The 17,865-nt window shown below is 64.4% G+C and carries 21 protein-coding genes; 6 read left to right on the plus strand and 15 right to left on the minus strand.

Features of this window, described 5'->3' with window-relative positions; all coding sequences use genetic code 11:
- Positions 1 to 8: 8 nt before the first annotated feature.
- The 4 genes from IC232_RS10390 to IC232_RS10405 form a co-directional block, all read right to left on the minus strand.
- Positions 9 to 2,453, minus strand: a complete 2,445-nt coding sequence (locus IC232_RS10390) for an EAL domain-containing protein (protein WP_190844853.1) — start codon at positions 2,451 to 2,453, stop codon at positions 9 to 11.
- Positions 2,450 to 5,848: an ATP-binding protein gene (locus IC232_RS10395; RefSeq protein ID WP_190844854.1), complete on the minus strand. Its 3,399-nt coding sequence runs from the start codon at positions 5,846 to 5,848 to the stop codon at positions 2,450 to 2,452. The genes IC232_RS10390 and IC232_RS10395 overlap by 4 nt, the downstream gene beginning before the upstream one ends.
- A 199-nt stretch (positions 5,849 to 6,047) precedes the next feature.
- Positions 6,048 to 6,293: a hypothetical protein gene (locus IC232_RS10400; protein ID WP_190844855.1), complete on the minus strand. Its 246-nt coding sequence runs from the start codon at positions 6,291 to 6,293 to the stop codon at positions 6,048 to 6,050.
- Positions 6,290 to 7,030 (minus strand): Crp/Fnr family transcriptional regulator, encoded by a 741-nt coding sequence (locus IC232_RS10405; RefSeq protein WP_190844856.1) that lies wholly within the window; start codon positions 7,028 to 7,030, stop codon positions 6,290 to 6,292. Before IC232_RS10405 ends, IC232_RS10400 begins: the two co-directional genes overlap by 4 nt.
- Before the next feature lie 425 nt (positions 7,031 to 7,455).
- On the opposite strand from IC232_RS10405, the gene IC232_RS10410 reads away from it, so the two are divergent.
- Positions 7,456 to 7,719, plus strand: coding sequence for a hypothetical protein (locus IC232_RS10410; protein ID WP_246812143.1), 264 nt, complete (start codon positions 7,456 to 7,458; stop codon positions 7,717 to 7,719).
- A 33-nt stretch (positions 7,720 to 7,752) separates the two neighbouring features.
- On the opposite strand, the gene IC232_RS10415 is transcribed toward IC232_RS10410, so the two are convergent.
- From IC232_RS10415 to IC232_RS10435, 5 genes are all read right to left on the minus strand, one after another.
- Positions 7,753 to 8,004: a hypothetical protein gene (locus IC232_RS10415; RefSeq protein WP_190844857.1), complete on the minus strand. Its 252-nt coding sequence runs from the start codon at positions 8,002 to 8,004 to the stop codon at positions 7,753 to 7,755.
- Positions 8,001 to 8,747 (minus strand): Crp/Fnr family transcriptional regulator, encoded by a 747-nt coding sequence (locus IC232_RS10420; RefSeq protein ID WP_190844858.1) that lies wholly within the window; start codon positions 8,745 to 8,747, stop codon positions 8,001 to 8,003. Before IC232_RS10420 ends, IC232_RS10415 begins: the two co-directional genes overlap by 4 nt.
- Before the next feature lie 201 nt (positions 8,748 to 8,948).
- On the minus strand, positions 8,949 to 10,037 hold the full coding sequence (locus IC232_RS10425) for a sensor histidine kinase (RefSeq protein ID WP_190844859.1): 1,089 nt from the start codon (positions 10,035 to 10,037) through the stop codon (positions 8,949 to 8,951).
- On the minus strand, positions 10,034 to 11,536 hold the full coding sequence (locus tag IC232_RS10430) for an ATPase domain-containing protein (RefSeq protein ID WP_190844860.1): 1,503 nt from the start codon (positions 11,534 to 11,536) through the stop codon (positions 10,034 to 10,036). The genes IC232_RS10425 and IC232_RS10430 overlap by 4 nt, the downstream gene beginning before the upstream one ends.
- Entirely contained in the window at positions 11,526 to 11,876 is a 351-nt protein-coding gene (locus tag IC232_RS10435; RefSeq protein ID WP_190844861.1) for a HigA family addiction module antitoxin, read from the minus strand. Before IC232_RS10435 ends, IC232_RS10430 begins: the two co-directional genes overlap by 11 nt.
- A gap of 246 nt (positions 11,877 to 12,122) precedes the next feature.
- Here IC232_RS10435 and IC232_RS10440 point away from each other — a divergent pair, with 246 nt between their 5' ends.
- Together IC232_RS10440 and IC232_RS10445 are read left to right on the plus strand one after the other, a co-directional pair.
- Positions 12,123 to 12,362 carry a NepR family anti-sigma factor gene (locus IC232_RS10440; RefSeq protein WP_190844862.1) on the plus strand — a complete coding sequence of 80 codons (240 nt, stop codon included), beginning with the start codon at positions 12,123 to 12,125 and terminating at the stop codon, positions 12,360 to 12,362.
- Positions 12,352 to 12,900, plus strand: coding sequence for a sigma-70 family RNA polymerase sigma factor (locus IC232_RS10445; protein ID WP_190845053.1), 549 nt, complete (start codon positions 12,352 to 12,354; stop codon positions 12,898 to 12,900). The genes IC232_RS10440 and IC232_RS10445 overlap by 11 nt, the downstream gene beginning before the upstream one ends.
- Positions 12,901 to 12,918: 18 nt before the next feature.
- Here IC232_RS10445 and IC232_RS10450 read toward each other — a convergent pair whose 3' ends face one another.
- Positions 12,919 to 13,155 (minus strand): BrnA antitoxin family protein, encoded by a 237-nt coding sequence (locus tag IC232_RS10450; RefSeq protein WP_190844863.1) that lies wholly within the window; start codon positions 13,153 to 13,155, stop codon positions 12,919 to 12,921.
- A 171-nt stretch (positions 13,156 to 13,326) separates the two neighbouring features.
- Between IC232_RS10450 and IC232_RS10455 the strand changes: the two genes are divergently transcribed.
- Positions 13,327 to 13,623 carry a hypothetical protein gene (locus tag IC232_RS10455; protein WP_190844864.1) on the plus strand — a complete coding sequence of 99 codons (297 nt, stop codon included), beginning with the start codon at positions 13,327 to 13,329 and terminating at the stop codon, positions 13,621 to 13,623.
- Between the two features lie 45 nt (positions 13,624 to 13,668).
- Here the strand turns inward: IC232_RS10455 and IC232_RS10460 are convergent, their stop codons facing one another.
- The 3 genes from IC232_RS10460 to IC232_RS10470 form a co-directional block, all read right to left on the minus strand.
- The gene (locus IC232_RS10460; protein ID WP_190844865.1) at positions 13,669 to 14,049 is read right to left on the minus strand and encodes a hypothetical protein; all 381 of its coding nucleotides are present in this window, start codon (positions 14,047 to 14,049) and stop codon (positions 13,669 to 13,671) included.
- A gap of 211 nt (positions 14,050 to 14,260) precedes the next feature.
- Entirely contained in the window at positions 14,261 to 14,509 is a 249-nt protein-coding gene (locus tag IC232_RS10465; protein WP_190844866.1) for a DUF6894 family protein, read from the minus strand.
- A 97-nt stretch (positions 14,510 to 14,606) separates the two neighbouring features.
- On the minus strand, positions 14,607 to 14,753 hold the full coding sequence (locus tag IC232_RS10470; protein WP_190844867.1) for a hypothetical protein: 147 nt from the start codon (positions 14,751 to 14,753) through the stop codon (positions 14,607 to 14,609).
- 238 nt (positions 14,754 to 14,991) lie between these two features.
- On the opposite strand from IC232_RS10470, the gene IC232_RS10475 reads away from it, so the two are divergent.
- Positions 14,992 to 15,303 (plus strand): hypothetical protein, encoded by a 312-nt coding sequence (locus IC232_RS10475; protein ID WP_190844868.1) that lies wholly within the window; start codon positions 14,992 to 14,994, stop codon positions 15,301 to 15,303.
- A 12-nt stretch (positions 15,304 to 15,315) separates the two neighbouring features.
- Here the strand turns inward: IC232_RS10475 and IC232_RS10480 are convergent, their stop codons facing one another.
- Complete coding sequence (locus IC232_RS10480) at positions 15,316 to 15,549, minus strand: hypothetical protein (RefSeq protein WP_190844869.1); 234 nt, start codon at positions 15,547 to 15,549, stop codon at positions 15,316 to 15,318.
- A gap of 203 nt (positions 15,550 to 15,752) precedes the next feature.
- On the opposite strand from IC232_RS10480, the gene IC232_RS10485 reads away from it, so the two are divergent.
- Complete coding sequence (locus tag IC232_RS10485; protein WP_190844870.1) at positions 15,753 to 15,980, plus strand: DUF6894 family protein; 228 nt, start codon at positions 15,753 to 15,755, stop codon at positions 15,978 to 15,980.
- A 42-nt stretch (positions 15,981 to 16,022) separates the two neighbouring features.
- On the opposite strand, the gene IC232_RS10490 is transcribed toward IC232_RS10485, so the two are convergent.
- Positions 16,023 to 17,570 carry an MFS transporter gene (locus IC232_RS10490; protein ID WP_190844871.1) on the minus strand — a complete coding sequence of 516 codons (1,548 nt, stop codon included), beginning with the start codon at positions 17,568 to 17,570 and terminating at the stop codon, positions 16,023 to 16,025.
- Positions 17,571 to 17,865 lie beyond the last annotated feature (295 nt).

The following is a 17,865-nucleotide window of genomic DNA, read 5'->3' on the forward strand; positions in this document are numbered from 1 at the left end:
CTTCGGCATCAGGCGACAGCGCGCGCGGACTGCTGAGGGTTTTGAACATCGGCCATGAAAGCCTCGAGGGCTTCGCGGGGCATGGGCTTGGCGATCAGGTAGCCTTGGGCTTGCGAGGCGCCGGCCATGCGTAGCGCATTGAGCTGCTCCTGCGTCTCGACACCCTCGGCCGTCGTGCTCATCTTCAGGTCGTTGGCGAGACCGATGGTCGCCTTGATGATCGCGCGGCTGCCCGCCGAGTCGATCATGCCGCGCACGAAGGACTGATCGATCTTGATCTTGTCGAACGGAAAGCTCCTGAGATAGCTCATCGACGCATAGCCGGTACCGAAATCGTCGAGCGAAATCCCGACGCCCAGCGTCTTCAGCCTCCTGAGCGCTGCGGTTGCTTCCTCGGTGAGCTTGACTGATTCCGTGATCTCAAGGACGAGGCGATGGGCCGGCAGGCCGGAGAGGTTCAGGGCCTTCGTGACGCTGGCGAAAACATCCCGGCGCTTGAACTGCACCGGAGAAAGATTGACCGCGACCTTCAACGGAAGGCTCCAGGTCATGGCCGTCGCGCAGGCCTCTTCCAGGATCCAGTCGCCGATGGGCGCGATGAGCCCTGACTCCTCGGCGGTCGGGATGAACTGCAGGGGCGGGATCATCCCCTTCGTGGCGTGCTTCCAGCGCACCAAGGCCTCGCAGCCCCACATGCGGTTCGTCGCGAGGTCGAGGATCGGCTGATAGAACAGCTCGAACTCCCGGTTGTCGAGAGCGCTCTTGAGGGCTCCTTCGATCGCGCGGCGTTCCGCGCGGGAATCCTGGATATTCGGGTCGTAGAAGCGATAGCTGCCGTTGGTGTCGGACTTGGCCGCGAAGAGCGCAATGTCGGCCGCGCGCATGAGCTCGGTCGAGGTTTTGCCGTCGGAAGCCGACAACGCGATGCCGGCGGACAACCCCACGTCGATTTCCGTGTTGCCGGCCGTGCAGGGCGTCTTCATGGCGGCCTGGATGGCCGTGACGAAATCCATGACCTGCTGCCGGTCCCTGACAGGCCTTTGAATGATGGCGAACTCGTCGCCGCCGATGCGGGCGATGAAGTCGCTCTTGCGCAGACGTTCGCGCAGGCGCCGCGCCACGATCTGAATGATCTCGTCGCCTGCGCCATGGCCGTGATTGTCGTTGATGTCTTTGAAGCGGTTGAGGTCGAGAAGATGCAGCGCGAAGTCCGTACTGGTTCGCTGCGAGGCGAGGTATGTGCGCTTCAGCTCCTCGATGAAGAACGGCCTGTTGGGAAGCCTCGTCAGCACATCGTGGCGCGACAGGTAGCTCTCGCTCGCGGCCCGCAAGATTCCGGTTCTCACATGCCTCAAGCCCATGAGGCTCGCCGTGTCGACCGCAACGCCCATGAGATAGGCGATGAACCCGATCACGCGCGCCTCGAGGCGCTGTCCGGCCATGAGCTCGGCCACAGTGCGGCTCACCGCAATGCCGGCGGGCTGGTTGGCCAGCGGGTGCAGGGCGAACAGCCGCTCCTGCCGGTCGATCCAGCTCACGTCGCGAATGAGCGTCGGGCTGTTCTTCGCGATCATCCGCTGCAGCGGCGTGTCGGGCTTCCAGATCTTGCGGCCGAGTGCGCGCTCTGAGTTCGGGATGTGCGCCAGAACGACACCGTCGCGCCGGTAGAGCGTGACGGCCGACGAGGGCTTGCGCAGATGCTCCTTGTAGAGCGTCTCGAAATGCGTGAGATCGACAGTGGAGACCACGATGCCGAGGAGGTTGCCTTCGGTGTCGTTGATCCTGCGCGCGAGCGACAGAACCTTCTTGCCCGTGGTGCGGATCCGCATCGGCTCGCTCAGGTACGAGGCGAGCGACGGATCCGTCGTGAAGGCCTGATAATAAGATGCGCCTGTCAGATAAATGGGATCGGACATCGGGCGCGGGTTCGAGGTGCCGACCAGCTTGCCCCGGGCGTTGACGAGATCGATGCGCACGAACTGAGGCAGGGAGCAGGAGGCTCCGACCAGAACGAGCTTCGTGGCCTGCGACCCCGCGAAGCCGTCGAACTCCGATGCCCGGAGGCTCGCCTGCGGAATGCGCTCGACCAAATCGCGCAGAACGCCTTCGATGGATTGCAGGATGCCGTCCGTCCGCTCCTGAAGAGTCAGCGCGAGGTTCGCCAGATCGCCTTCGGCGCGCGCGAGATCGTCGGTGTAGCCCCGCACCAGCAGAAGCACGGCGCCGACAATCACGGCCGTCGCGAGCACGACGCTGAGGGTTATGATCAGTGAGGCGGGCACAATGGTTTCGATGAGGCCTGGGAGCGACGATCCCCGCCACCATCCGCCAGCAGGTGTGGTTATTCCGTTAACTTCTGCCGGAATGCCGCCTGCATGAAGAAAAAGTCCGAATTCCGCTTTTCGGTACTCTGTCGGGGAGCGGCGGATATGGACCGGCAAGAGGCCTGTCACCTCTCCTTCGCGTGGAGCACGCGCGCAACCGCGGTGCCGAGCTCGCTGACCGTGAAGGGCTTGCGCAGAACAGGACCCGATCCATCGGGCACACCCTCGGCATATCCGCTGATCAGAAGGCTTCTTAAGGTCGGTGTGATCCGGCGCAGCTGCGCGATCATCTCGCCGCCGGTCATGCCGGGCATGGCATAATCGACGAGGATGAGATCGAACGGCGTGTCGGCGGATTCCAGGCGGTCGAGACCCGAGCGGGCGCTGTCGCCTTCCACAACGTCGTATCCCAGCTCAGTGAGCATCGCGGCGGTTGCCACCCGGACCTGGGCATCGTCGTCGATGACCAGAACACGGACTTTGCCCGTGAGCATTGCCGGCTCCGACGATTCCTGCGCAGCCTTCTGCACCACGCCAGCGGAAGTTTTCGGCAGGTACAGGTCGACCGTCGTGCCCTGGCCCGGTTCGCTGGCGATGTGCATGTCGCCGCCGATCTGCTTGATCATGCCGTAGACCTGCGCCAGCCCGAGGCCTGTTCCCTGTCCCGGTCCCTTGGTGGTGAAGAAGGGCTCGGTCGCCCGCATCAGAACCTCCTGGCTCATGCCCACACCCGTATCCTGGACCCGGATGCGCACGGCATCCGTGCTCAGGGTCAGCATCTTGGGCCGCTGCGGATCATCGGCCGCGATGTTCTCCGTCTGGAGAACCACCTGGCCGCCGTCCGGCATGGCATCGCGCGCGTTCACCGCGAGATTGAGCACGGCAAGTTCGATCTGGTTGGGGTCGGCCATGGCCGGCCACAGGTCTTTTCCGAGCAGCGTATTGACGCCGATGCGGCCGCCCAGGGTGCGGTGCATGAGGTCCGCCATGTTGGACAGAACCCCGTTCACGTCCGTCGGACGCACCTCGAGGCGCTGCTTGCGGGAGAAGGCCAGAAGCTGCTCGGTGAGCCGCGCTCCGCGCTGGGCGGCCTGCATGGCGTTGTTGAGGAGACGCATAACCCGCTCGTCGCCGGCGACGCGTCGTTCCATCAGATCCAGGGAGCCGATGACGGCGGCCAGCAGGTTGTTGAAGTCATGCGCCACCCCACCCGTCAGATGCCCGATGGCATCCATCTTGCGGGCTTGCGCCGCCTGCTCGTCGGCCTCGCGGCGCAGGCGCGCCAACTCCAGGTTCGTGCGCACCCGCGCCTGCAATTCGCGTGCCGCGAACGGCTTGACGAGATAATCGTCGGCGCCGGCCTCGAGCCCCTCGACGCTGGCCTCTTCCCCGGCCCGGGCGGACAGCATGATGATCGGCAGCGTGCGCAGCCTGGGCTCTTCCCTTATGCGCTGAACGAGCTGGAAACCGTCCATGACCGGCATCATCACGTCGGTGACGAGCAGATCGGTCCCGTTCTCGAAAAGCTCCTCCAGGGCCGCGGCACCGTCGGGCACGGCCACAACGTCGTGCGTCCCGTCGAGAAGCCGCGTGATGTAGGCCCTCATGTCGGCATTGTCGTCGGCAACCAGCACGCGCGCCTTCGCGGTGCTTTGCGTGGTGCTTTGGCTGACGGCGCTGCGCTGCGGCAGCCGGACCACGTTCGCAGGCAACGGAGCAGGGGTGTCCGGCAGCCAGCGGAGAGCTTCCTCCACGAAGGCATCGGCTCCGATCCGCGTGGAGGCCGGCTCGCCTGCGGCGTCGACCTGTTCGGGCGGAAGATGCGCGTGTCCTTGCGGGATCGTCACCGTGAAGGTCGTGCCCTGGCCGATTGTGCTGTCGACGCCGACCGTTCCGCCGTGCAGCATCACGAGCTCGCGCGCCAGCGCCAAGCCGATCCCGGAGCCCTCGTGGGTTCGGCTTCGGGCGCCCTCCACCCGCTGGAAGCGGTCGAAGATGCGCTCCTGGCTGTCCGGTGGAATGCCCACGCCGGTGTCGCTGACGGAGAGCCTGATCGATCCATCGACCTCCGCCAGCCGCACCGAGATCTGCCCCTCGAAGGTGTATTTGAGCGCGTTGGAGAGCAGGTTGAGAACGACCTTCTCCCACATGTCATGGTCCACATAGGCCGGCATGGACAGAGGCGGGCACTCGACCCTGAACGCAAGTCCCGCCCGCTCGATGGCTGACCAGAAGGTGCTCGCCAGATCGACTGTGAGGCGCGACAGGTCCGTCGCGCGGAATGCGGCCTCGATCCGGCCCGCCTCGGCCCGCGAGAAATCGAGCAGGGTGTTCACCAGCCGGAGCAGGCGAAGGGCGTTGCGATGAACGACCTGAACTTCGGCGCGGGCGTCCCCAGGCAGATCGGCCTGCCGCAGGAGATCCTCCAGCGGCCCGAGCATCAGGGTGAGCGGCGTCCGGAACTCGTGGCTGACATTGGAGAAGAACCGGGTCTTGGCCCGATCGAGTTCCGCCAGCGCATCGGCGCGGCGCCGCTCCTCCTCGTGCGCCCTGGCGTTGCGGACCAGGGTGGAGACCTGCCCGCTCAGGAGGCTGAAGAACGAGCGGTAGCCCTCGTCGAGGGCGCGGCTGGGACTGGCACCGGCGATCAGCACGCCGAGTTCCTCGCCGCCTCCGCCGGAGATCGGCATGGCCAGCGCGGTGGTCACGGAATCGGCCCAGAGCCCTCCGGTGATCGATATCATCGGCTCCACCCGGCATTCGACCGTGCGGCCCGTAAGAACCCGTGCCACGGGCCATGGCTCCATGGCATCGGCCGGAAGGATCCTCGGGGCGCCTGCGTTGCGGTCGTCCAGACCGGCGGAGCCCAGGAGTGACAAGGCCCCATCGTCGCCGCGCAGATAGATCAGGGCGAACGGCACGTCGAGGAAGCCGCGCGAGAGCGCGGCCGCGATGTCCTTGGCGGTCGTCTCCAGGTTGCGGATGTCCGCCGCCTCCGCGCCCACGTCGCGCAGCAGCGTCAGGCGGCGCTCGCCCACCACCTGGGCGGTCACCTCGCTGCACACGGCGAGCATGCCGACGATGCGTCCCTCATCGTCCTCGGCAGGCGCATGGGAGACGCTGAAATAGGCCTCCTCCCGGTAGCCGGCCCGCTCCATGAGCAGGGGCAGGGCGGGCGTCCAGTTGGCGGTGCCGGTTGCCATGACCCGCTCGATCATCGGCCCGAGGGTATCCCAGCTTGCCGCCAGGGTGATGCGGATGTCGTGGCCGAGCGCCGCCGGATGCCCGGCTCCGATGAGCTTCGAATAGGCATCGTTGTAGATCTGGGTGAATGCAGGACCCCAGGTCAGGATCATGGGGTATTGCGAGGACAGCAGGGTGCGCACGGTCGAGCGCAGGCTCTGTGGCCAGCCTGAGACCGGGCCGAGCGGCGTGCGCGACCAGTCGAAGGCGCGGGCCAGGGCACGAACCTCGCCGGCCCCTTGGAAAAGGGTCAAGGCGGCCTGATCGGAGGTGGTGCTCATTCAAGCCCGGATTTCATGTGATGGCGGCAGGCAAGCTGCCTTGGAACGGCCGATGGAACACACATATCGCCGCGTTTGACGGTGTCAAATGCGCTGCTTTGCAGCACGGGCCGGATCGGGAGGCCAGCCCTCCACCCGGTCACGAACGCGGCGGCATCGCGCCGAGCCTCCCGGGCTGTTTTGTAAAAACCGGAAGCCCTTAGTGGCTTTTCCCGAGACGGTGACCGATCCAGGCCTGGGCTGCGTCCAGATCGGCAAATGTCGGGTGGTTGACGCCCTCCAGCCGCCCGAAGCCTGCCTCCAGGTACCATTGTCCGGGCGCCACCTCGTTCTTTGTCGAGAGATGGGTCAAAACCGCCAGGAGCCGGTGCTCCCTGTCGAAGACCAGCATCCCCTCTCCGTCGATGCCGTTGGCAACGCGCACGGGCTGAAGCACGAGGGTCATGCGGCGGCCTGCTTACCCTCCAGGTGAAGGTAGGTTGAATCGAACTCTCCTGCCTGCTTCAACTTCTCCCAGTCGAGAATGTTCAGCCGGTCGCCGCTCAGTTCGATCAGGCCGTCAGCCCGCAACTGCTGGACAACACGGTTCACGTGCACATTCGTGACGCCGAGCGCATCGGCGAACTCGGCCTGGGTGATCGGCAGGTCGCAGGTGTAATCCTTGGTCAGGCCGACGGCCCTGAGGCGCACCAGCAGCTCGCAGAGAACATGGGCCATTCGCGTATAGGCCTCGCGGCGTCCCACATTGAGCACCCACTCGCGGAAGATGGCCGCATCGATCAGGGTCTCGCGCCAGAACGCCGACGTGATGCGCGGGTAGCGTGTGCAGAGATCGCGCAGGGCCTCATGGGCGATGAACCCGACGCTGCACGGGCTGATGGTGCTGACGCTGTTGTCGAGGACCTTCAGGTGCAGGCTTTGCAGGTCGGGAATGTCACCCGGCAGGTTGAAGGAGACGATCTGGCGCTTGCCCGCACTCGTGACCTTGTAGGTGCAGGCAAAGCCGCTCAGGATCAGGCATGAGCGGGAGGGGCGGTCGCCCTCGCGTACGACGTCCTGATCGGCCTTGATGGACACAACCTGCATCGGCAATTGCTGGAGCGCCTGCCGCTCCTCATCCGTGAGCATGAAGATGCTCTCGATCTTGCGGATCATCGGGTTGTAGTCGGGGTGGAAGGTCATAGAGGATCGGGCTTCGCTTGTTCTATAGGCGGGAGCGCGCGGATCTCTCGGGCATCAGCGCCTATGACTGTTTGCTGACGATGACTTAGCCGTCGCACACAGGGTCATTTTTGTCGCCCACCTGTGTTGGCGCCATCTGCTAACTCAGATTAATGCGAAAAATTAATCTATGTTATAGATGTCGAAGACGGCTGGAACGATCAGAGGCGTAGGGTCAGGCCAGGGAGCTTTCCCACCCTCCGACGAAGCCTGGCGCATCTCCGGCGGAGTTCTCCATGGGCTTGTCCCGGATCGGGCGATAAACATAGGTTAATCCTCAAACCCCATCTGGTTGAAAGAGCGCTTGTGCGAGACGGCTTATGGGTGCGGCCTTGTTCTTCTTGGTGCGCGGTATCGGCCTGCGCCCCAGCCCATAGGCTCAACTCATGACCTTCACCATTTCGTATCAGCCCATGCGCGTGCTTATCGACGGCCATGACAGCGAAGGCATTCTCATCCTCGCGGACGGCCAGCTCGCCGCCGTCATCGTCCGCCTCGATGGAGAAATCCATGACCCTAAGAGCAAGGGGCTTTGGCACCTGGAGGCAGGGTTCGGCAGATGCGATGTCCGTGTTGCTCCACCGATGTTCGCGACGCACGAGGAGGCCGGAGCCTGGGTTCAACGAGCCTTGACGGGCACGGCCACATAATTCGGAAGGAGGCCGCTTTACGGAGTTGCCGGGTCATGTCGGGTCCGACGACGCAAGGCGCTCGCCGATCCAGTCCCGCGCGGCGTCGAGATCGATGAACGTGGGCTGGTTCCTATCATCCAACCGGCCGAAACCTGCTTCCAGATACCAGTGGCCGGACAGGCCGTCATACTGGTCCGAGAGCTGGGTCAGCACCGCCACGAGGCGCTGGTCTTCATCGAAGACCAGCATGCCTTTTTCATCGCTGCCATTGCCCACACGCACCGGCTGAAGATTGAGGCTCATGCGGCCGCCTCCTCATCGTCCAGGTGAAGGTAGGTCGGGTCGAATTCGCCCGCCTCCTTCAACCGCTCCCAATCGGGAACGAAGAGCCGTTTTCCTTTCAGCTCGATCAGCCCGTCGGTCCGCATCTGCTGGAGCACCCGGTTGACGTGAACCGTGGTGAAGCCGAGCGCATCGGCGAACTCCACCTGGGTGATCGGCAGGTCGCAGGCATGGTCCTCGACAAGGCCGACGGCTCTGAGGCGCACCAGAAGCTCGCAGAGCACATGAGCCATCCGGCTGGCGCCTTCGCGCCGCGCCACATTCATCATCCACTCGCGGAAGATGGACGCATCGACAAGGGTGTCGCGCCAGAGCGCGGCTGCGATGCGCGGATGGGAGGTGCAGAGGTCGCGCAGAGCCTCGTGCGTGATGAACCCCACCCCGCACGCGGTGATGGTTGCGACGCTGTTGTCGAGGACGTTCAGGTGCAGGCTCTGGAGATCGGCGATGTCGACTGGAATGCTGAACGCCACGATCTGGCGCCTGCCTTCCGCCGTGACCTTGTAGGTGCAGGCAAAGCCGTCGAGGATCAGGCAGCACCGGGAGGGGTGATCCCCCTCGCGCACGATGTCCTGGTCGGCCTTGATGACGGCAACCTGCATCGGTAAGTTTTCGAGGGCATGCCGCTCGTTTTCGGTGAGGGTGAAGATGCTCCCCAGCTTGTGGATGAGCGGATTATAGCCAAGTTTGAAAGGTGAATGCATGATGATGCTCCCTGTTCTACAGGCGGGAGCACATCGGATCTCTCGGCCATCAGCGCCTGAAATCGGTTGCTGATGGTAAAATAACTATACCATGTATGTGAACGTCTGTCATTGATTCATGTTTGTTCTTGACGTTGCTGCACCCGGGCAAAGACGATGCGTCTCGAAGCTTCGCAGCGGTTCCAGGCGCGCTCCAGCCGGCTAGGCCACAGGGGCGTCGACCGTGCAAACGACCCCCGTCGGCGCGAATGCGATCTCCACCTGGCCATCGAGATCGTTGGCCAGGCTGCGCTCGATGAGACGGGACCCGAAGCCTCGCCGGCGCGGGGGAACGACGGGCGGGCCGCCGGTTTCCGTCCAGCGCAGGGCCAGTCGGGGCGGGGCGGTTCCGTTCGTCACCTTCCATGATACATCGATGGTGCCGGACTTGTTGGCCAGGGCGCCATACTTCACCGCGTTGGTCGCCAGCTCGTGCATCGCCATGGCGAGGGCGAGCGACATGCGCGGCGTCACGCGCACATGCGGGCCGGTGATGCGAAACCGCTTCTCGCCCGAAATCTGGTAAGGCTCGAGAGCCTTCTCGATGACTTCGACGAGGTCGGCTCCGTCCCAGCTTTCGCGGGTGAGCACGTCGTGCGCCCGGGAGAGGGCGAGAAGACGCCGCTCCAGCGCATCGCGCGCCTCCTCCTTCGTGTCCGCCGTGCGCAAGGTCTGGGCCGAGATGGACTGCACGGTCGCCAGCGTGTTCTTCACCCGATGGTTCAACTCGTCGATGAGCAGCCGCTGATGTTCGGCTGCGCGCTTCTCCTTGTCGAGACCGGCTCGCAGGCGCTCTTCGCCCTGATGCAAGTCCTCGAGCCGGGCTCGCGCCTCGTATTGCCTGCGCCGCCCGCGCAGGGCGGAGCGGGCGACGCTCACCAGAGTCCCAGGATGAAAGGGACGCTCCAGGAACACGACGTTGCCGAGCACCTCCGACAGGCGCGCCAGGGCTGGATTTCGCTCGATGCCGCCCCCGCGAAGGGTGAGAATCACGAAGGCGAAATCCGACCATGGGGGCTGATCCGAGAGCCAGCGGGAGAGATCCTTCAAATCCGCATTGCGGAGCGCCTCGTCGGTCACGATTGCGAAACCCGCGCCCTGCGCGATGCCGCGCACGAGCGCCGGCATGTCGGGACAGATCTCCGACGCGATGCCGACGCTGCGCAGAATGTCGGCAGCAACCGCCGCATCCCGCCCATGGGGCGCGAAGATGATCGCGCATTCCGAATGCGAGTGGAGACTATCGTTCATTCGGGGCGATCTTTGAGCAGTTGTGTGCGGTCGCCGTCGGTGAAGATCGGCGTGCCGCGCAGAATTCCCTGGAAGCCCTCCAGGGGTTCACCGAGGGAAATGCCCCTGTTGGTGATCCGCATCTCGCGAATGGTGTTCTCGTGCGAACCGAAGCGCTTCTTGATGATCGAGATCGCCCGCCGAACCTGACCGAAGGCCTCGAAGTAGCGCAGCAGGATCACGGTGTCGGCCAGATACGTGACATCGACGGGAGACTTCATGTCGCCTATGAGGCCGTGCTGCGCGACCGTCAGGAATGTCGAGACGCCTTGCCTGTTGAGGTATTGCAGCAGCTCGTGGATGTGCAGGGTCAGAAACTCTTCTTCCGGCATGGCGGCCTGATAGCCGTTGAGGCCGTCGATCACCACCGTCTTCACGCCATGGCGGCGGATCTTGGTGCGCACCCGGTCGGTGAACTCGCCGGGGGAGAGCTCCGCAGCGTCGACCTGCTCGATGAACAGGTTGCCCGCGGCGCACAGCGCATCAAGATCGATGCCGATCAGCTTGGTTCGATCGATGAGCAGGCCGAGTTCCTCGTCGAAGATGAACAGGGCCGCCTTCTCGCCGCGCTGCGCCGCCGAGATGGCGAACTGCACGGTCAGGAGGGACTTGCCCGTGCCTGCGGGTCCCATCACCAGGGTGCTGGAGCCCTGCTCGACACCGCCGCCGAGAAGCGCGTCGAGTTGGCCGATGCCGCTTGTCAGCACATCGCGGGCAAAGCCGGTCTTATGCTCGCCGGAGACCAGGCGCGGAAACACCTGAACGCCGCCTCGCGCGATGATGTAGTCGTGGAATCCGCCCCGGAACGACTGGCCGCGATACTTGATCACCCGCAGGCGACGGCGCTCGGCGCCGTAATTGGGCGTCAGCCCCTCCAGGCGGATCACCCCGTGGGCGAGGCTGTGAACGGTCTTGTCGTTGGTGTCCGTGGTCAGATCGTCGAGCAGCAGAACCGTTGCGCCCTGGCGCGCGAAGTAGTGCTTCATGGCCAGGATCTGGCGACGGTAGCGCAGGGAGCTCTGCGCCAGGAGGCGGATCTCCGACAGGCTGTCGATCACGATGCGGACCGGCTTGGTCCGGTCGATCGCCTCGAACACCGCCTTGGTGGTTTCACCGAGTTCGAGATCGGACGAGTAGAGCAGGCTTTGCTGGTGCTCGTCGTCGAGCAGGCTTTCCGGCGGGACGAGTTCGTACACATGCACCCTGTCGCCGAGGCTCCAGCCATGCGACCCCGCGCCGTCGCGCAGCTCGGCTTCCGTCTCCGACATGGTGACGTAGAGCCCTGTCTCTCCGGCCTTGGCTCCGTCGAGCAGGAACTGGAGCGCGATGGTGGTCTTGCCGGTGCCGGGGCTGCCCTCGAGCAGGTAGACGTGGCCCGGCGACAGGCCGCCGACGAGGATGTCGTCCAGGCCCTCGACCCCGGTCCGCGCTTTCGTGGCGGGTTGAGGTTTAACGGTCATGATGAAGTCCGATCTCGGCCTGCAGGGCGGCCGGAAGCGTGTGGGTCGGGATCAGCCCGAGGATGCCTGTGAGTGCCTGCTCCGCGTGCCACAGGTCGTGCTGCTGCTGCCGCTCGAGCCAGAACTGGGGCGTCGTACCCGAGAGACGGGCGAGGCGGGCGGCCATTTCCGGACTGATTGCGGCCCTGCCGGCCAGAACCCGATGGAGCGTCTGGCGGGCGATGCGAAGCTCGCGGGCGGCTTGGCTGACGGACAGGCCGAGACCAGGCAGAACCCGATCACGCAGAATCCATCCCGGGTGGGGCGGAGCCACCGGAAGAGCGTCTCGGGTGCGGGGCATGATCCTGCCTTTGTTGGCCAACTGTAGCGTTATGGGTGACAGGAGGCGAAAGACAAGGACCCTGGCGGTTTTCGATTCCCGGCCGACGCTGTCAAGCTTGGTCACATCATCGGAGGTTCACGGGAGCACCGTCACACACACTTATCGTAGGTTAATGGCAGCCCCCTTTCAGTCAGGTAAGGCAGAGGGTGTCCTCCGAGCGCAACCGGCGCGCAGGGCACCCTGGCCGTGTCTGAAGGAGCAAGCATGTCCAACAACAATCCCAACGACGGCAATGCTCTGGAGGGGCAGGATGCGCTTGAGGAGCTTCTCAACATCAACGGAGATCCCGGTCCGGAGCCGGCCCTGCTGTCTCATGTGGCGGCCTTCCTGGGCGAGCAGCTCCAGACCTACTACGCCCAGCTCATGAGCGAGCCGGTGCCCGATCGGTTTGTCCAGCTCCTGAAGCAGCTGGACGGGAAAGAACGTGACCGCGATGGCGAGTGAGGATCCTGTCCGTCAGGCCATGCTGGAGGCCATTCCGCATCTGCGCGCCTTCGCCATCTCGCTCACCGGCAACGTCACCTATGCCGATGATCTCGTGCAGGCGGCGCTCCTGCGCGGTCTGGAGAACCTGGACAAGTTCCAGCCCGGCACGAGCATGCAGGCCTGGCTCTTTACCATCCTGCGCAACCAGTTTTACACGGATATCCGCAAGAGCCGCCGGGAGGTGAACGACCCGGACGGGATGCTGGCTGGCAAGCTGGCAGTCATGCCGGAGCAGGGCGCGCGCCTGGACTTCTCGGACATGCAGGTGGCTCTCGCCAAGCTCAGCGTCGAGCAGCGCGAGGCGCTGCTGCTGGTCGGCGCCGAGGGCGTGTCCTACGAGGAGGCGGCGCAGATTTGCGGCACCAATCTCGGCACGATCAAGAGCCGCATCAACCGCGCCCGCACCCGCCTGGCGGAGCTCCTGGCCCTCGATGCCCAGGAGGATCTCGGCCCCGACCGCCTGGTCAAGGCCGCGCTGTTCATGCAGACCTCCTGAGGCCGCTCGGATCGATCCCTACTTGCCGGCCACCTTGCGCAGGGCCGCATTGATGCGGTCCTGCCATCCCGGCCCGTCCTGCTGGAAGAATTCGAGCACATCCTGGTCGATCCGCAGGGTGACGCTCTCTTTGACGCCCGGAATGGAGGGAGCCGGCGCGGGTCCCTCGATGGGCTTGGTCGTGGCTTTCTTGAAGGCCGCTTCGGCCGCCTTGAAGGGATCGGTCGGCCTGCGTCCTCCCGGTACTCTCGACATGTCCGTCTCCGCTGATTGATGCATCTACAATAGGCGAGATCGCAGGCTGGTGCCAAACCGGAAAGGCCGCTGCCGTTTCAACAAAGTCGGGCAGCCGGGTCGAGCGCCGCAGGAACGAGACCTGATCATCGCGGTTGACCTCCATGTCCCCTATGGAGGTCGAGATTGGCTATGACAAAGCTCAAAGGCTTATCGGCTGTTCTTGCAGGCTGCCTTCTCGCCGGCAGCTTTGCCACGGGTGTGTCTGCGCAGCTCAGGATGGATCGCGATTGGGATAACGGCCGCGACTGGCAGGAGCGCGACCGAGGCTGGGAGCGCGATAGAGACTGGCGTGACCGGGATAGGGATCGTGACTGGGATCGCGGCCGCCGGTGGCGCGGTGATCGCGACTGCTATTACGAGACCCGGCGCGAGCGGAACCGCTTCGGCGAAACGGTGGTCAGGCGATACCGCGTTTGCGAAGATTAATTTTTCGAGGCCGGTGATAGCCCATGCACCACCGGCCTCCGTGATTCACTGAGATGTCGCAGGAGGCGTCGGCGCGCTCGTTGCCGCGCGAGGCTGCGACTGAACCCGGTCGAACATTCTCAACGCGGCATCGACGCAGGCCTGCGTCGATTCCCGATCGCTGCAGACCACGCGAAGCTGCGTGTCGCCGCTGCGCACGAAGAAATGCGCGTTGCCGCCGCGATGGTCTTCACCATCGTGGTCGCGCATGGCGCGTCGGCGACGGTCATTCCGGTCGTCATCGCGGTCCCTGTCGCCATCCCACCGGTCGCGGCTGTCATACCACCGCCCGGATCGGTCATCATCGTCATCCCGCGATGGGCTCTGGCTCCAGGCCGACGTTCCGATCAGGGCCAGTGCCGCTGCTAGCATGAGGGCTTTCCGCATATGGGCCTCCATCAGGCGACGCCTTTGAGGGAATGCGCGCAAACATTCCGCCGGAGCGGCGTCTTGGATCGTGAAAAGGGGCGCCTGGGTGAACCGGGGGGCCAAGCGTAAGTTCCGAAAACCGGGATGTGGCTCCGTTGAGCGGGTTGATACCGGAACTGGACATGCAGGCGGAGCTGCCATCCCGGCTTTCAAGGCTAACCCGAAGGCTTCAGTGGGATTGCTGCGTGAACGAGACAGCTTCCATGAAGGGGAACTCCAGGATGGTCTCGTCCAGATCGTCCTTCACCTCGATATGGGACGCCGCCCAGTTGACCGGCTGCTCGAACTCGGTGCTCATCAGGTTTTGCGCCATCGCCCGCGCCACCTCCCAGGCTTGATCCGCATCGCGCAGATCCTGCCCCTCGGGATCGGCGAGCGCGTCGCCGCCGATATGCACGTTGAAGAAGTACCGCGGCATGGATATCCCTGAAGCTTGAGTGGTGAGAGGCCAATCGGGCTGAATGCGTTCGGTTCCGGACCGCATCCGGAATTGCCACTCAACGAAGGCACTGGCCTCACGGCGGGCTGTTGTTGGCCACAGTCAGCCGTGACGACCACAGGGGCCGAAGAAGCGGTTCGGCCACGACCCCGCCGATCACGGCGAAGGCCATCAGGATGAGGCCGAGGCGGCCATAAAGCACAACGCGATCCCTGCGGGTCATGAGCCCTCGCAATCGTCCGGCTGAAATCGAAGCAGGTGGATCCTTGTTGGCGATTGTGGCGAGAATACTGCTCAGATTTGATCCCTGTGACTAAACCAAGGTTTAACCATGCGACAATGAACCCGGTCCCATTGCCCCCCTGGATCGGGTGCCGAGGGGAACGGAGGCCGGTCCGAGCGGTTGAACAAGCTCACGGGGCGGCTGGGGAGCAGGTCCTTTGAGTTCTTGATTTACGCCAATGCCATTGCTCACATCTGAATTGTCGTCCCGGCACGTTGCCGGGCACCTGAGTGCCCTCACCGAGAAAGTCGACGAGATCGCACAGCGTGCCGGCGTATCCCCCGTCGCGCGGCTGGATCTTGAGACCACGCTGGCCGCCTTGCCGTGGCCGAGCCGGCGGCGCCTCGGCCTGGTCCTTCAGAGCGCCCGCGCCGGCACGAGCGACAAGGCCGTGGGGGAGGCCGTCGCTGTGATGCTGGCCCTGGCGGCCGATGTCTGGGCCCGCACGCCTCCGCCGGAGGAGGGCGTCCGCGACAAGCCTCATGCATGAGACCGAACGGTTTCAGGAGACCTTCGAGTAAGCGTCCCGTCCGGCGTCCCAGACCACGATCCGCTGGTCGCCTTCTTCCATCATGACACCCGCGGCCTTGCCGAGGCGGGCCGAGGCTTCGGCCACGACAACAGCCGCCTCGATGGCTTTTGGCCGTTCATCGAACCGGGCAAGCGTCTCTTTCGCGAGGTGAAGGGTCCAACCCTCACCGGACGGGCGGATGATGTAGAGATCCTGCTCGCTCATGATGGCACTCCTGGATCCTGCCGTGACCGGTAATGAGGAATAACGGACGGCCGGGCTGTTTATTCCCCTCAAGCTTCTCATCATCTCGTTCTATGGCCGGAGACCCGGCCCCCGCTAAATTGCCCGCATCGGATCCCGGTCCGCTGATTTCGGAAGATATGGGGTTTGAGGCGGCATGCGCCGGCTCGAGCCATGGATGGTTGATGCGCTGCTACTTTCATTTGGTGAACGGTCACGAGATCATCGCGGACGATACGGGGGTCGAGATCCTCGACCTTGAAAAGGCGCACGCGTGCGCCCTGCAGGCCATTGCGGACATCCGCGCCGAGGCGATCCAGTTGGGCGAATCGTGGCAGGGCTGGCGGCTCGACGTGGTCGATCCATCCGGCAGCGTCCTGCTGTCCATTCCGCTGGACCCGATGCTGCACTGATCCTGTCGCTCCCGCGCGAAGAGCGTTCAGGGTGAGGCCAGGCTAGTGAGGCAGGGCGGCCTTCTCATCGATATGCGCGCTGGAATAGATCCTGTGAGCCAAGGCGGCGAGGCCGAGCAGCGTGATCGCCGCGAGAGCGCAGCAGGCCGCAAAGCCGAGCGAGAAGCCGCTCCGTGCCGTTTCCAACCATATCGGTGTGGTGGTGCCCATCGCCTTCGCGGTCTCGACCGCGCCTGCGAGCGTGCTGGACACGGCGAACTGCTGGGCGGCGTTCAGCCCGCTCAGGTCCACGCCGTCCATGCTCATGCGATAGACCAGCGTTCCGAGACTTCCGAGCAGCGCAACGCCGAGCGCTCCGCCGAACTCCGCGCTCGTCTCGGAGATAGCGGAGGCAGAGCCTGCCTGCTCCGGTGGCGCCGTCCCGACGATCAGGCCCGTCGTGGTGAGGACGACGGGCACGAAGCCGAGCCCCACCAGCATGCTGGCCGTAAGAACGCCGACGAGGCTCTCCGCATAGGCGGCAACGGCCATCGCGGTGACGCCGACCGCATAGACGAGCAGCCCAGAGAGAACGGTCTTGACCGGCCCGAGACGGTTCGTGAACCGATAGGCCTGCAACGACATGATCGTGAAGACGAGGGCGGACGGCACCGACCACACGGCCGCCTCGAGCGGCGACAGGCCGAGAACCAGTTGCAGAAAAAGGTTCTGGAACAGGAACACGCCGAACACGAAGAACATGCCGGCCAGATTGACGATCAGCGAGGCGGTGAACGCCGGGATGCGGAACAGGCGCAGGTCGATCAGCGGATGCGCAAGGCTCTTCTGGCGGCGCACGAACAGCACGCCCACCAGCACGCCGGCCGCGATGGCAACGAGCTGGCGCGGCGCGAAGCCGTCGGCCGCCATGTGCTTGAAGCCGTAGATGACAGGCAGCACGGTTCCGAGCGACAAAGCCACACTGATGAGATCGAGCCTTTCGCCGCCCTCGCTCCGGTATTCCGGCAGCAGGAAAGGCGCCACGACCAGCAGCGCGAGCATGATCGGGATGTTGATCAGAAACACCGATCCCCAGTGAAAATATTGCAGCAGCACGCCGCCGATGAGAGGCCCCACCAATCCCCCCAGGGCAAAGGCGGTGCCCCAGATGCCGATGGCGCGATTCCGCTCGTGTTCGTTCGAGAAGAGATTGACCACCAGGGACAGGGTCGACGGAGCAATCGTCGCGCCGGCAACGCCAAGCAGCGCACGCGCCATGATGAGCTGCTGCGCCGTGCTGGCAAAAGCGGCCACTGCGGACGCCACACCGAACGCGAAGGCTCCGATGAGCAGCACGCGCCTGCGGCCGACCCTGTCGCCGAGCGTGCCCATGGTCACAAGGAAGCCCGCGACCATGAAGCCGTAGATGTCATTGATCCAGAGCAGTTCCGATGCCGACGGGTCGAGATCCGCCACGATGGCGGGCATCGCCAGGAAGAGCACCGACAGGTCCATCGAGTAGATCAGGCAGGCGACCGACAGAACGCAGAGCCCGATCCACTCGCGACGCCCGGCAAGCGGCTGGTCTTGAACGGTAACCTGTTCCTGCATGAACCGACTCTCATCCTGGCGGGGCGGGCACTGTTACGGCGGCGCGACGATTTGGCAAGCCTTGGGGAGAGTGGATTGGTGATCCTGTTCATCGGTGAAGAAAACTTCCAAGTCCCACTCAAGGGCTCGTCGTTCACATGGGGGATGCACGCTGATCCCCTCGTTCGACGCCCGAGCGAGGCGAGTGGCTGGCGATCTCGTAATCGGCTCAGTCGGCTCCTAATGTAAAGTTATATAAAAAATAATCTTAAACAACGGGCCATCGATCTTTCGGCTGTCGTCGAAATCGGCAGTC

The organism is Microvirga sp. (assembly GCF_014699075.1).
GTDB lineage: Bacteria > Pseudomonadota > Alphaproteobacteria > Rhizobiales > Beijerinckiaceae > Microvirga.

Coding starts and splice junctions, on each gene's coding strand:
- IC232_RS10400 (WP_190844855.1), bottom strand. CDS start 6,293: ATGACCCTCGTGCTTCAGCCCGTGCGCGTTGCCAACGGCATCGACGGA.
- IC232_RS10435 (WP_190844861.1), bottom strand. CDS start 11,876: ATGCCCCGCACCCGAGACGCTCTTCCGGTGGCTCCGCCCCACCCGGGA.
- IC232_RS10420 (WP_190844858.1), bottom strand. CDS start 8,747: ATGCATTCACCTTTCAAACTTGGCTATAATCCGCTCATCCACAAGCTG.
- IC232_RS10405 (WP_190844856.1), bottom strand. CDS start 7,030: ATGACCTTCCACCCCGACTACAACCCGATGATCCGCAAGATCGAGAGC.
- IC232_RS10410 (WP_246812143.1), top strand. CDS start 7,456: ATGACCTTCACCATTTCGTATCAGCCCATGCGCGTGCTTATCGACGGC.
- IC232_RS10475 (WP_190844868.1), top strand. CDS start 14,992: ATGCCATTGCTCACATCTGAATTGTCGTCCCGGCACGTTGCCGGGCAC.
- IC232_RS10455 (WP_190844864.1), top strand. CDS start 13,327: ATGACAAAGCTCAAAGGCTTATCGGCTGTTCTTGCAGGCTGCCTTCTC.
- IC232_RS10425 (WP_190844859.1), bottom strand. CDS start 10,037: ATGAACGATAGTCTCCACTCGCATTCGGAATGCGCGATCATCTTCGCG.
- IC232_RS10430 (WP_190844860.1), bottom strand. CDS start 11,536: ATGACCGTTAAACCTCAACCCGCCACGAAAGCGCGGACCGGGGTCGAG.
- IC232_RS10440 (WP_190844862.1), top strand. CDS start 12,123: ATGTCCAACAACAATCCCAACGACGGCAATGCTCTGGAGGGGCAGGAT.
- IC232_RS10485 (WP_190844870.1), top strand. CDS start 15,753: ATGCGCTGCTACTTTCATTTGGTGAACGGTCACGAGATCATCGCGGAC.
- IC232_RS10445 (WP_190845053.1), top strand. CDS start 12,352: ATGGCGAGTGAGGATCCTGTCCGTCAGGCCATGCTGGAGGCCATTCCG.
- IC232_RS10490 (WP_190844871.1), bottom strand. CDS start 17,570: ATGCAGGAACAGGTTACCGTTCAAGACCAGCCGCTTGCCGGGCGTCGC.
- IC232_RS10415 (WP_190844857.1), bottom strand. CDS start 8,004: ATGAGCCTCAATCTTCAGCCGGTGCGTGTGGGCAATGGCAGCGATGAA.
- IC232_RS10395 (WP_190844854.1), bottom strand. CDS start 5,848: ATGAGCACCACCTCCGATCAGGCCGCCTTGACCCTTTTCCAAGGGGCC.
- IC232_RS10450 (WP_190844863.1), bottom strand. CDS start 13,155: ATGTCGAGAGTACCGGGAGGACGCAGGCCGACCGATCCCTTCAAGGCG.
- IC232_RS10465 (WP_190844866.1), bottom strand. CDS start 14,509: ATGCCGCGGTACTTCTTCAACGTGCATATCGGCGGCGACGCGCTCGCC.
- IC232_RS10470 (WP_190844867.1), bottom strand. CDS start 14,753: ATGACCCGCAGGGATCGCGTTGTGCTTTATGGCCGCCTCGGCCTCATC.
- IC232_RS10480 (WP_190844869.1), bottom strand. CDS start 15,549: ATGAGCGAGCAGGATCTCTACATCATCCGCCCGTCCGGTGAGGGTTGG.
- IC232_RS10460 (WP_190844865.1), bottom strand. CDS start 14,049: ATGCGGAAAGCCCTCATGCTAGCAGCGGCACTGGCCCTGATCGGAACG.